10 protein-coding genes are annotated in these 11,622 nt (G+C 74.2%); 7 read left to right on the forward strand and 3 right to left on the reverse strand.

Annotation, left to right across the window (positions count from 1 at the left end):
* Positions 1 to 116: 116 nt before the first annotated feature.
* Complete coding sequence (locus AB0953_RS20605) at positions 117 to 920, forward strand: IclR family transcriptional regulator (protein ID WP_366860943.1); 804 nt, start codon at positions 117 to 119, stop codon at positions 918 to 920.
* Between the two features lie 173 nt (positions 921 to 1,093).
* On the opposite strand, the gene AB0953_RS20610 is transcribed toward AB0953_RS20605, so the two are convergent.
* Positions 1,094 to 1,777, reverse strand: coding sequence for an ABC transporter ATP-binding protein (locus AB0953_RS20610; RefSeq protein WP_366860944.1), 684 nt, complete (start codon positions 1,775 to 1,777; stop codon positions 1,094 to 1,096).
* Positions 1,774 to 2,868, reverse strand: a complete 1,095-nt coding sequence (locus tag AB0953_RS20615) for an ABC transporter permease (RefSeq protein ID WP_366860945.1) — start codon at positions 2,866 to 2,868, stop codon at positions 1,774 to 1,776. Before AB0953_RS20615 ends, AB0953_RS20610 begins: the two co-directional genes overlap by 4 nt.
* 134 nt (positions 2,869 to 3,002) lie before the next feature.
* Here AB0953_RS20615 and AB0953_RS20620 point away from each other — a divergent pair, with 134 nt between their 5' ends.
* Together AB0953_RS20620 and AB0953_RS20625 are read left to right on the forward strand one after the other, a co-directional pair.
* Positions 3,003 to 4,319 carry a sensor histidine kinase gene (locus tag AB0953_RS20620; protein WP_366860946.1) on the forward strand — a complete coding sequence of 439 codons (1,317 nt, stop codon included), beginning with the start codon at positions 3,003 to 3,005 and terminating at the stop codon, positions 4,317 to 4,319.
* Complete coding sequence (locus tag AB0953_RS20625) at positions 4,316 to 4,945, forward strand: response regulator transcription factor (RefSeq protein WP_361911608.1); 630 nt, start codon at positions 4,316 to 4,318, stop codon at positions 4,943 to 4,945. The genes AB0953_RS20620 and AB0953_RS20625 overlap by 4 nt, the downstream gene beginning before the upstream one ends.
* Positions 4,946 to 4,972: 27 nt before the next feature.
* Here AB0953_RS20625 and AB0953_RS20630 read toward each other — a convergent pair whose 3' ends face one another.
* Positions 4,973 to 6,460 carry a PLP-dependent aminotransferase family protein gene (locus tag AB0953_RS20630; RefSeq protein ID WP_366860947.1) on the reverse strand — a complete coding sequence of 496 codons (1,488 nt, stop codon included), beginning with the start codon at positions 6,458 to 6,460 and terminating at the stop codon, positions 4,973 to 4,975.
* Between the two features lie 257 nt (positions 6,461 to 6,717).
* On the opposite strand from AB0953_RS20630, the gene AB0953_RS20635 reads away from it, so the two are divergent.
* The 4 genes from AB0953_RS20635 (at position 6,718) to AB0953_RS20650 (ending at position 11,505) form a co-directional block, all read left to right on the forward strand.
* Positions 6,718 to 7,425, forward strand: a complete 708-nt coding sequence (locus tag AB0953_RS20635; RefSeq protein ID WP_366860948.1) for a nucleotidyltransferase family protein — start codon at positions 6,718 to 6,720, stop codon at positions 7,423 to 7,425.
* A 272-nt stretch (positions 7,426 to 7,697) separates the two neighbouring features.
* Positions 7,698 to 9,317, forward strand: coding sequence for a malate synthase A (gene aceB, locus AB0953_RS20640; RefSeq protein WP_366860949.1), 1,620 nt, complete (start codon positions 7,698 to 7,700; stop codon positions 9,315 to 9,317).
* 297 nt (positions 9,318 to 9,614) lie between these two features.
* A complete protein-coding gene (locus AB0953_RS20645) occupies positions 9,615 to 10,805 on the forward strand; it encodes a GDSL-type esterase/lipase family protein (RefSeq protein WP_366860950.1) in 1,191 nt (396 codons plus the stop codon).
* A 58-nt stretch (positions 10,806 to 10,863) separates the two neighbouring features.
* The gene (locus AB0953_RS20650; protein ID WP_366860951.1) at positions 10,864 to 11,505 is read left to right on the forward strand and encodes a 3'-5' exoribonuclease; all 642 of its coding nucleotides are present in this window, start codon (positions 10,864 to 10,866) and stop codon (positions 11,503 to 11,505) included.
* Positions 11,506 to 11,622: the final 117 nt, after the last annotated feature.

Here is an 11,622-nt window from a genome sequence, read left to right on the forward strand (position 1 = left end):
CACCACCCGGACAAACCCGCCCTGACCGGCGGGGACGGCGTCGACCCGGCTCTGGGGCCGATGCCGACAGCCCGGTAGGCTGCTCCCTTGCCTGCCAGCACCGAAAGGACCGCGCCGTGCCGACGTCCAGCGCCAGCACCACCGACGCTTCCGCCAAGACCACCGCCGCCGGCGGTGGCGTCCAGTCCCTCGAGCGCGCCTTCGATCTGCTCGAACGCATGGCCGATGCCGGTGGCGAGGTCGGCCTCAGTGAGCTCTCGACCGCCAGCGGGCTGCCGCTGCCGACCATCCACCGCCTCATGCGCACCCTGGTCGCCTGCGGCTACGTGCGGCAGCAGCCCAATCGACGGTACTCCCTCGGCCCGCGCCTGATCCGCCTCGGCGAGTCCGCGTCCCGGCTCCTGGGGACCTGGGCCCGCCCGTACCTCGCCCGGCTGGTCGAGGAGACCGGGGAGACGGCGAACATGGCCCTGCTCGACGGGGACGAGATCGTCTACGTCGCCCAGGTGCCCTCCAAGCACTCCATGCGCATGTTCACCGAGGTCGGCCGGCGCGTGCTGCCGCACTCCACCGGGGTGGGCAAGGCGCTGCTGGCCTACACCCCGGCCGACGAGGTCCGGGCCCTGCTCGCGCGCACCGGCATGCCGGCCGCCACCGAGAAGACCATCACCACGCCCGAGGGCTTCCTGGAGGCCCTGGAGCAGGTCCGCAAGGCGGGCTACGCGGTCGACGACAACGAGCAGGAGATAGGAGTCCGCTGCCTGGCCGTGTCGGTGCCGAACTCGCCGACCGCCGCCGCGATCTCCATCTCGGGCCCGGCCGGCCGCGTGACGGAGGACCTGACCGAGTCGATCGTCCCGATCCTCCAGAACGTGGCCGCGGAACTCTCGGTGGCCCTCCAGAGCCAGACCCCGGCGTAGGCCCCAGCCCCGCCTGCGTGTGAGGCGGGGCCCGGCACATCCAGCCCCGCCTTCCCCCGCCTCCCTGGGCCGGGGGCCCGGCACATCCAGCCCCGCCGGCGTTTGAGGCGCGGGGTCGGGGGCGGAGCCCCGGTCCGGGACACGGCCCGGTCAGGCGGCAGCCACCGGCTCCGTCAGGCGGCAGCCACCGGCTCCGTCAGGCGGCCGTCCGCCATCGTCGCCGTACGATCCATCCGCTCCAGGTGGGCCCGGTCGTGCGTGACGAGCACGGTGGCCGTGCCCCGCTCCCGGGTGAGCGCGACCAGCAGGTCGAGGACGGCAGCCCCGCGCTCGTGGTCCAGCGCACTGGTGGGTTCGTCGACCAGCAGCACCGCCGGCTCGTTCATCAGCGCGCGGGCGATGTTGACCCGCTGGCGCTGCCCGCCGGAGAGCTGGTGGGGCCTCTTGTCGGCCTTGTCGGCCAGCCCGACGGCGTCCAGCAGCTCCAGGGCCCGGCGGCGCAGCTCCCGCGCCGGCCGGCCGGACAGGTGCGCCATGACCTGGAGCTGCTCGGCGGCGGTCAGCGAGGCCAGCAGGTTCGGCTGCTGGAAGACGATGCCGATCTCCTCGCGCCGCAGCGCCGACTTCTCGGCGGCGCTCAGCCCGGCCGTGTCCCGGCCGGCCACGACCACCCGGCCGGAGTCCGGGCCGACCAGGGTGGCGGCGACCGCCAGCAGGCTGGACTTGCCGGAGCCCGAGGGGCCGACCACGGCCGTCAGCGTGCCCGCCGGCACCTCCAGCCGGACCCGGTCCAGGGCGGTGAGCCGGCTCTCGCCGTCGGGGTAGGTGAGCGTGACGTCGTCCACGAGCAGGGTCATCGGGCGCTCCCGAGAGCGGTCAGGGGGTCGACGGCGGTGATCCGCCGGATGGACAGGGCGGCGCCCAGCGCGCCGAGCACGATCATGATCGCGGCGGGCGCGAGGACGGTGGCGGTCTCCAGCACGAACGGCACGTCGCCGCCGCTGATCAGCGCACCGGTGCCGGCGGCGAGCGCGGTGCCGAGCCCGGTGCCGATCGCGAGCATCACCACGGCCTGGCCGAGGGCGTCCCGCAGCAGGTAGGGGGTCGAGGCGCCGAGCGCCTTCAGGACGGCGATGTCACCGCTGCGCTGGATGGTCCAGACGGTGAAGAAGGCCCCTATGACCAGGGCGGAGATGGCGAAGAGGAACCCGCGCATCAGCTGGAGCGAGCCGTTCTCGGCCTGGTAGGACCCTATGGCGCCGAGGGCCTCGTCCACGGTCTGCGCCCGGGTCCCGGCGGCCCGGTCCCCGGCGGCGAGGTCCGCGCCGCCGCCCGCCACGTCGAGGGCGATGACGGTGGCCACGGTCTCGGGGGAGGTGCCGGGGTTGCCGAGGCGCTGCCAGTCGGCCAGGTCCGCCCAGACGACCGGGGTGTGGCTGTAGGCGGCGGTGCCGGAGACGGCGGCGACGGCCAGGTCGAGCGGGCCGATCCTCAGCCGGGAGCCGGCGGTGAGGCCGCCGAGCTCCTTCGCGGCCTTCTCGGACAGGACCACCCGGCCCGGCGCGGGGCCGCCGCCCGCCTTCGGCGGCAGCGGTCCGGCCGGGTCGGCGCCGAAGACCGAGACGGCGGCCGTGCGCTCGCCCGCGGCGGCGTTGGTGGTGCGGATGCCGAGCGGCTGCGCCGACCGTACGCCGGGCTGCGCCCGCCAGGCCTGCCAGGCCTTCTGGGGCAGCTGGGAGTTGGTGAAGGACACCTTCTGCTCCCCGCCCGGCTCGGCGAAGGCCAGGTGCGTGGCGGGCAGGCCGGTGACGGCCGAGATGTTCTCCCGGGCCAGGCCGGCGGTGAGCCCGGACAGCAGGCCGACCAGCAGCGTGATCAGCAGGACGACCGAGCCCATGAGCGCGAAGCGGCCCTTCGCGAACCGTAGATCTCTCCATGCGACGAACATGTCCCCCACCTTGGTCGTCCCGGTGCGGCCGGGGCATCGCGCCACGGGAGCGATCCCGGAATCGAAGGACGCATCCCGACATCAAACTTTCGATTGACCGGGTCCCACCGCGGCCCGCTTACGCTGGTCGGGCCATGACCGCGTCACCCCCGCCCTCCCGCACCGCCTCCCCCGCACCGCCCAACGCGCCCGCGGCACCGGCTGCGCCCGCGGCACCGGCCGGCCCCGCGCCGGGCCGGCCGCTCACACCCGTCACCCGCGTCCTGCGGCTGTGCCTGCACGCCCTGCTGCTCGCGCTGCTCGCGCTCGCCGCGGGGCGGGCCGTCGGCCACTCCGACCCCGGGGCGGCGGCGGTCACCGCCGTCTGCGCCGTCCTCGCCGCCGTGTACGCGGCCGGGGTGCGCTCCCCCGCCGTCCACCGCTCGCCGGCCGCCGCCGGGGCATGGCTCGCGGCGCTCGGGGCGCTCTGGGCGGTGCTGCTGGTGCTGTCCCCGGACGGGCTGTGGCTGGCCTTCCCGCTGTACTTCCTCGAACTGCACCTGCTGCGCCTGCGCTGGGGGCTCGCCGCCGTCGCCGTGACCGCCGGTGCGGCCATCGGCTCGTTCCTCGCGCACAGCGGCACGGTGACGCCGGGGGCCTTCCTCGGGCCGCTGCTGGGCGCCGCGGTGGCGGTGGCCACGGTCCTGGGCTACCAGGCCCTGTACCGGGAGAGCGAACGCCGCCGCGAGCTGATCGAGGAGCTCATCGCCACCCGGGCCGAGCTGGCCGCGGCCGAGCGGGCCGCCGGGACCACGGCGGAGCGGGAGCGGCTGGCCCGCGAGATCCACGACACGCTGGCCCAGGGGCTCTCCTCGATCCAGCTGCTGCTGCGGGCCGCCGAGCGGGCGCTGCCCGAGGGGGACGAGCAGCTGGCCCCGGCGCTGGAGCACATCGGCCGGGCCCGCGAGGCCGCGCAGGACAACCTGGCCGAGGCGCGCCGGTTCGTCCGGGCGCTCACGCCGCCGGACCTGGACCGCGGCTCGCTGGCCGCTGCCCTGGAGCGGCTGTGCGCGGGGGTGCCGCAGGCCCGGTTCTCGCTGAGCGGGACGCCTCGGGAGCTGCCCACCCCGTACGAGGTGGCCCTGCTGCGGATCGCCCAGTCGGCGCTGGCCAACGTGGTGCGGCACGCGGGCGCCGGGCGCGCCGGGATCACCCTGACGTTCATGGACGCCTCGGTCACCCTGGACATCGTGGACGACGGTGCCGGCTTCGACCCGTCCCGCGCCCCGTCCGGGGACGGCGGCTTCGGGCTGCCGGCGATGCGGGCGCGGGCGGAGTCGCTGGGCGGGCTGTTCACGGTGGAGTCCGCGCCGGGGCAGGGCACCGCGGTGGCGGTCACGCTGCCCACCGCTCCTCTCACGGGCGCCGACGCCCGCACGGAGAACGACACGGACACGGAGGCCTCCCGATGACGATCCGGCTGCTGCTGGCCGACGACCACCCGGTGGTGCGGGCCGGGCTGCGCGCGGTGCTGGACACGGAACCGGACTTCACGGTGGTCGCGGAGGCGGCGACCGCCGAGCGGGCCGTGGAGCTGGCCGCGGCCGAGCCGGTGGACGTGGTGCTGATGGACCTGCAGTTCGGCCCGGGCATGCACGGCTCGGCGGCGACGGCGGCGATCACGGCCCGGCCCGGGGCCCCGCGGGTGCTGGTGCTCACGACGTACGACACGGACGCGGACATCCTCGCGGCGGTCGAGGCGGGCGCCTCGGGCTACCTGCTCAAGGACGCCCCGCCGGAGGAGCTCGCGGCGGCGGTGCGCACGGCGGCGGCCGGCCAGTCGGCGCTGGCCCCGGCGGTGGCGCTGCGCCTGATGGACCGGATGCGCACGCCCGCGGAGGCGCTGACCAAGCGGGAGCTGGAGGTGCTCCAGCTGGTCGCGGACGGCCTGTCCAACCAGCAGATCTCCAAGCGGCTGTTCCTCAGCCAGGCCACGGTCAAGTCGCACCTGGTCCACGTCTACGCCAAGCTCGGCGTGGACTCCCGTACGGCGGCGGTGGCCGCGGCCGCCACGCGCCGCCTCATCCGCACCCCCTGACCGCCGCGGGGCCGCCGGCCGGCGCCCTCAGGCCACCCAGTGGGGCCGCTCCACGGACGGGGCAAGGGGGACCCCGTCGTGGAAGGCCGCGGCCAGGCGGCGTACGGCCTCCTCCAGGCGGTCCTCGGGCAGGGTGTACGGGATGCGGATGCGGTGCTCGAAGGTGCCGGGGTCCACGCCGAAGCGGGCCCCGCGGCCTATGTGCACCCCGCCCGCGGCGGCCCGCTCGGCCAGCGCCGAGCCCACCGGCTCGCCCAGGTCCACCCACAGCGACAGCCCGCCCGGCGGCACCTGCCAGGACCACTCCGGGGTGTGCTCCTCCAGCGCCCGCACCAGCACCTCGCGGCGGCGGCGCAGTGCGGCCAGGCGCACGGGCAGGGACTGCTCCACGCCCTCCAGCAGGTGCAGCGCGACGAGCTGGTCCAGCACCGAGCCGGTCATGTCGGCGGCCACCCGGACCGAGGCCAGCTCGGTGATCACCTTCTCGGCGGCGCGGACCCAGCCCACGCGCAGCCCGCCCCAGTGGGTCTTGCTGAGCGAGCCGATCACCACCACGTGGTCCCCCTCGCCGCGCGGTGCGAGGGAGGCCAGCGGCGCGGGCGCCGGGACGTCGAGGGCGATGTCGGCGATGGTCTCGTCCACGACCAGCCAGGTCCCGGTGCGGCGGGTCGCCGCGAGCAGCCGCAGCCGCTGCTCGCGGGGCATCAGGGCGCCGGTGGGATTGTGGAAGTCCGGGATCACGTACGCCAGCTTCGGGACGGTCTGGTGCAGCGTGGACTCGGCGATCTCCATGTCCCAGCCGGCGTCGGAGACGGCGATCGAGCCGGTGCGCAGCCGTGCCTGGCGCAGTGCGTCGAGGGCGTTGGCGTACGTCGGGTTCTCGGTCACCACCCGGTCTCCCGGCCGGCACAGCAGGTTCACGACGAGGGCGAAGGCCTGCTGGGCGCCCGCCGTCACCAGGATCTGCCCCGGGCGGGTGGCCAGGCCGCGCCGGGTGAAGCGGTCGGCGATCGCGGTGCGCAGGTCGGGCAGGCCGAAGGGATGGTAGCCGGGGTCGCGGGCGAACGCGGGGAGGCGGGACGCGGCCCGGGCGAGGGCTTCGGCGAGGCCGTCCTCGGGGGCGCCCATGGCGGCGATGGCCAGGTCGAGGCCGTCCTCGCCGTCGGGGCGGTAGCCGCCGGCGCCGCCCAGGAGGTGCGCGCCGACCGGCGCGTGCCCCTCGGGCAGCTCGGTCCAGGTGCCGGAGCCGCGCCGGCTGCGGACGTAGCCGCTCTCGCGCAGCAGGTCGTAGGCCCCGGTGACCGTGGCCCGGCTGGCGCCGAGCACCTCGGCGAGGTCCCGCTCGGCGGGCAGCCGTACGTGCAGGGCGACGCGGCCGTCGAGGAGCAGGGTGCGCAGGGCGTCGGCGAGCGAGCGGTAGCCGGGGCGCGCCAGCACCTCCGGGGGCAGGAGCGCCGCGAGTTGGCGGCTGCCGATCGTTCTGTCCGCCGTCTGGACGACTCGCCCGTTTGCCATGCCAACCTCCCCTGATTGGCTCTGCCCTCCAGGCCAATCGGTGACCAGACTCGCGGTATTGGCTCCCGATTGGCAAGGAGATCCGCCGTGCAGAACGTGCTGACCGACCGCGACGAGCGTGCGCTGGTGGCCGCCGCCGAGAACCGCATCGGCGAGCCGCTGCGGCTGGCTGCGGCGCGGGCCGCCGTACGGCGCGCCCTGCGCCGGATCCCGGTACGCCGGCCACGGGCGCCGGCCGGGGCGCGAGAATCGCTGTCATGTCAGCCGAATCAGCGAACTCAGCCACCTCAGCCACCTCGGCCATTTCAGCGAACCCGGCCAACTCAGCCAACTCAGCCGACTCAGCCGACTCAGCCGCCTCGGTCAGCGCGCCCCGCGGCCCCGTGATCGCGGGCCTGCTGCTCGCGGCCGGCGGCGGGCGCCGGCTCGGCGGCCGACCCAAGGCCCTGCTCCCCTACCGCGGGCGCCCGCTGGTGGAGAACGCGGTCCGGGTGCTGCGGGAGGCGGGCTGCGGCCCGGTGCACGTGGTGCTCGGCGCCGCGGCGGCCGAGGTCCGCGAGCGGGCGGACCTGAGCGGCTGCGTGGTCGTGGACAACCCGGACTGGGCCGAGGGCATGGGCTCGTCACTGCGCGTCGGCCTCGCCTCCCTGGCGGGTACGGGCGCCGGCGCGGCCCTGGTGTCGCTGGTGGACCAGCCGGGCATCGGGCCCGCGGCGGTGGCCCGGGTCCGGGAGGCGTACCGCTCGCCGTCCAGCCTGGTGGCGGCGGCGTACGGCGGGGAGCGCGGCCATCCGGTTCTCTTCGGGGCGGACCGGTGGGCCGACATCGCCGCGACGGCGACGGGCGACAAGGGCGCGCGGGTGCACCTGACAGCGCACGCGGCGGAGCTCACGCTGGTGGAGTGCGGGGACGTCGCGGAGGCCTACGACATCGACACCCCGCCCGACCTGGCACGACTTGCCTGAGTCCGGCTCGGGGCGGGCCTGAGCGGGGCGTGACTGCGGTGGCACTGAGGGCCACCGGTGGGTGGAGTCTGTCGACTCAGAGAATCTCGATATCAACAAACCATTGAACTTCCACCATAAGGAAATTACTATCCACTGGTCAGAAGCGCCCTGAACCCCAGACGGCGCCCGCGACCGTATCCCGGAACTCTCCACACCCGACGGCACTGCGTGCCGTCCCGCGCGAGCATTCCCCGCGGCCGCCAGGCACCGCCGCTGAAGGAGTGACAGATATGTCCGCACCAGCGCCGTCATCGCTGGCCATCGTCGACGCCGAGCCCCTCCCCCGCCAGGACGAGGTCCTGACCGAGGCCGCCCTCGCCTTCGTGGCCGAGCTCCACCGGCGGTTCACGCCCCGCCGCGACGAGCTCCTCGCCCGCCGCGCCGAGCGCCGCGCCGAGATCGCCCGCACCTCGCACCTCGACTTCCTCGCTGACACCGCACAGGTCCGCGAGGGCGAGTGGCAGGTCGCGCCAGCCCCGGCCGCCCTGAACGACCGCCGTGTGGAGATCACCGGTCCGACGGACCGCAAGATGACGATCAACGCCCTGAACTCGGGTGCGAAGGTCTGGCTGGCCGACTTCGAGGATGCCTCGGCGCCGACCTGGGAGAACGTGGTCCTCGGCCAGCTCAACCTGATCGACGCCTACGAGCGCCGCATCGACTTCACCGACGCGCGCACGGGCAAGTCGTACGCCCTCAAGCCCGCCGAGGAACTCGCGACCGTCGTGATGCGGCCGCGCGGCTGGCACCTGGAGGAGCGCCACGTCCGGGTGGACGGCCGGCCGGTGCCGGGTGCGCTGGTGGACTTCGGCCTGTACTTCTTCCACAACGCCCAGCGCCTGATCGACCTGGGCAAGGGCCCGTACTTCTACCTGCCGAAGACGGAGTCGCACCTCGAGGCGCGCCTGTGGAACGAGATCTTCGTCTTCGCCCAGGACTACGTCGGCATCCCGCAGGGCACGGTCCGCGCCACCGTCCTCATCGAGACCATCACGGCCGCGTACGAGATGGAGGAGATCCTCTACGAACTGCGCGACCACGCCGCGGGCCTGAACGCCGGCCGCTGGGACTACCTGTTCTCGATCGTGAAGAACTTCCGCGACGGCGGCGAGAAGTTCGTCCTGCCGGACCGCAACGCGGTGACGATGACCGCCCCCTTCATGCGGGCCTACACCGAACTGCTCGTCCGCACCTGCCACAAGCGCGGCGCGCACGCCATCGGCGGCATGGCGGCCTTCATTCCGTCCCGCAAGGACGCCGAGGCCAACCGCGTTGCGTTCGAGAAGGTCAAGGCCGACAAGGACCGCGAGGCGAACGACGGCTTCGACGGCTCGTGGGTCGCCCACCCCGACCTGGTCCCGATCGCGATGGCCTCCTTCGACGCGGTGCTCGGCGAGAAGCCGAACCAGAAGGACCGCCTGCGCGAGGACGTCTCGGTGGCCCCGGGCGAGCTCATCGCCATCGACTCCCTGGACGCCAGGCCCACGTACGAGGGCCTGCGCAACGCCGTCCAGGTCGGCATCCGCTACATCGAGGCCTGGCTGCGCGGCCTGGGCGCCGTCGGCATCTTCGGCCTGATGGAGGACGCGGCCACGGCCGAGATCTCCCGCTCGCAGGTCTGGCAGTGGATCAACGCCGGGGTCGTCTTCGAGAACGGCGAGACGGCCACCGCCGAGCTGACCCGCACCATCGCCGCCGAGGAACTGGCCGCCATCCGCGCCGAGGTCGGCGACGAGGCGTACGCGGCCGGCAAGTGGCAGCAGGCCCACGACCTCTTCCTCCAGGTCTCCCTGGATGCCGACTACGCGGACTTCCTCACCCTCCCCGCGTACGAGCGCCTGGTCGGCTGATCGCACAGCAGCCGAGCAGCGACTGCGCCCCCGGACCCCCGGTCCGGGGGCGCAGTCGTGTCACGGCCCGCGCCGCAGAGTTGACGCAGGGTCAGGAAAAACGGAAGGAAAACCGGAAGACCCGGAGGCCGAACGACCGGTCGGTCGTTACCTCATCGTAATCTGCGGCTACCTAGCGGTAACAACGTGTGCCATGTCACCTTTCCGGTGCCACCGGCCGGCGGTAACCCCCACTTCCCCAGCCATGCCCCGGAGTTCGCTCCGGACTCCGGCATGGCCTACCGCAGGAGTTCCGCTGTGATCGGATCCCGCAACACCGGCAAGGACAGGACCCGCGGTCGCGTGCGACGGCTCGCGGGGGCCGGATTGGTACTGCCGCTCGCCCTCACCGCCCTGGTCGGCGGCACGGCCGGCACCGCGGCGGCGAGCCCCGGCACCGGGCCCACCGCGGTGGTGTCCATGGGCGACAGCTACATCTCCGGCGAGGCCGGGCGCTGGAAGGGCAACAGCCTCACCGACTCCGGCAGCCGCAGCGGCACCGACCGGGCCTGGATCACCGGCTCGACCTACGACCCGTCGAAGGTGTACGGCGCCACCGCCGGCGGCTGCCACCGCTCCGACTCGGCCGAGGCCAGGAGCGCCGGGGCGATCGCCGCCGTGGCCGTGAACCTGGCCTGCTCCGGCGCGACCACCGAGAACGTCTTCCGCACGGTCAACGGCGGCGTCCCCTTCAAGGGCGAGGCCCCGCAGGCCGACCAGCTCGCCGCGGTCGCCGCGAGCAACGACGTCAAGGTCATCGCCCTGTCCGTCGGCGGCAACGACCTCGGCTTCGCCGACATCATCAAGGAGTGCGCGTACGACTTCGTCCTCTGGAACTCGTACTGCTACGACGACCGGCAGTACGGCGTCGACCAGAAGATCGACGGGGTGATGGCGAACGTGGGCAAGTCCGTGGACGAGATCCGGGCCGTCATGCGCGCCGCCGGATACGCCGACTCCGCGTACCGGATCGTGCTGCAGTCCTACCCCTCGCCGATCCCCCGCGGGGCGGAGAACCGGTACACCCAGAGCGACTGGAGCCGGCTCAACACCGGCGGCTGCCCCTTCTGGAACCGCGACTCCGACTGGGCCCGGGACGCGCTCGTCCCGCAGATCGCCAGCCGCCTGAAGGCCGTCGCCGCCGAGAAGGGCGTGCAGTTCCTGGACCTGCGCGACATGCTCCAGGGGCGCGAGGTGTGCGCCAAGGCGAGCAAGCAGGTGACCTCGACCGCGCCGGCCTCGGCGAAGACGAGCGAGTGGGCGCGCTGGATCGACAACAACGAGACCCAGGGGCTCGTCCAGGAGTCCATGCACCCCAACTACTTCGGCCAGCTCGCGGTCGGCCGCTGCCTGGCCCTGGCCGTGGCGCAGCCGGCCACGTCCAACGTCGGCTGCAAGAACACGGCGGGCGGCGACCAGACCGGGATGTACCTGACGCCGGCCTCCTGATACCGCCCTCCCGAAATCGGGATGATCGGCCGCGGTGCGGGCTGGCATGCTCAGGCGCATGGCAGCCCGCAGCGCACGTCCCTCCCTCTACATCTCCGTCGACATCGAGGCCGACGGCCCGATCCCCGGCCCGTACTCCATGATCAGCTTCGGCGCCGCCGTCGCCGGTCTGCAGGACGGCGCTTCGTATACGGCCGCCGATCCGCAGGCGCGGACCTTCTACCGCGAACTGCGGCCGATCAGCGACCAGTACGTCCCCGAGGCGCTCGCCGTCAGCGGCCTCGACCGCGACCGGCTGCTGCGCGAGGGCGCCGACCCTGCCGGTGCGATGGCGGCCTTCCGGGCGTGGGTGCGCAAGGTGGCGCAGGAGGCGGGGGCGCAGCCGGTGATGTGCGGCTACCCGGCCTCCTTCGACTGGACGTTCCTCTACTGGTACCTGATGCGGTTCGGCGGCGACAGCCCGTTCGGGCACTCGGGCTGCCTCGACATGAAGACCCTGTACGCGGCGAAGGCGCGGGTCCCGCTGCGCGCGGCCGTCAAGGGCCGGATGCCGGCCGCACTGCGCTCCACCCGCCGCCACACCCACCACGCCCTGGACGACGCGGTGGAACAGGCGGAGCTGATGAGCAATCTGATGCTGTGGCAGGGCCACGAGGGCGGCGGCACGGACGGCACGGACCTGGGCTCCCGCGCCGACTGACCGCATCGTCACCCCGGTCGCGGCCGACGCGCCGGTGCGGCGGGGGGGGGGGCCCCCCCCCCCCGGGGGGGGGGGGCGCCCCCCCCCCCCCCCCCCGCGCGGGGGGGAGCCCGGCCC

Source organism: Streptomyces sp. NPDC046866, assembly GCF_040704625.1.
Lineage (GTDB): Bacteria > Actinomycetota > Actinomycetes > Streptomycetales > Streptomycetaceae > Streptomyces.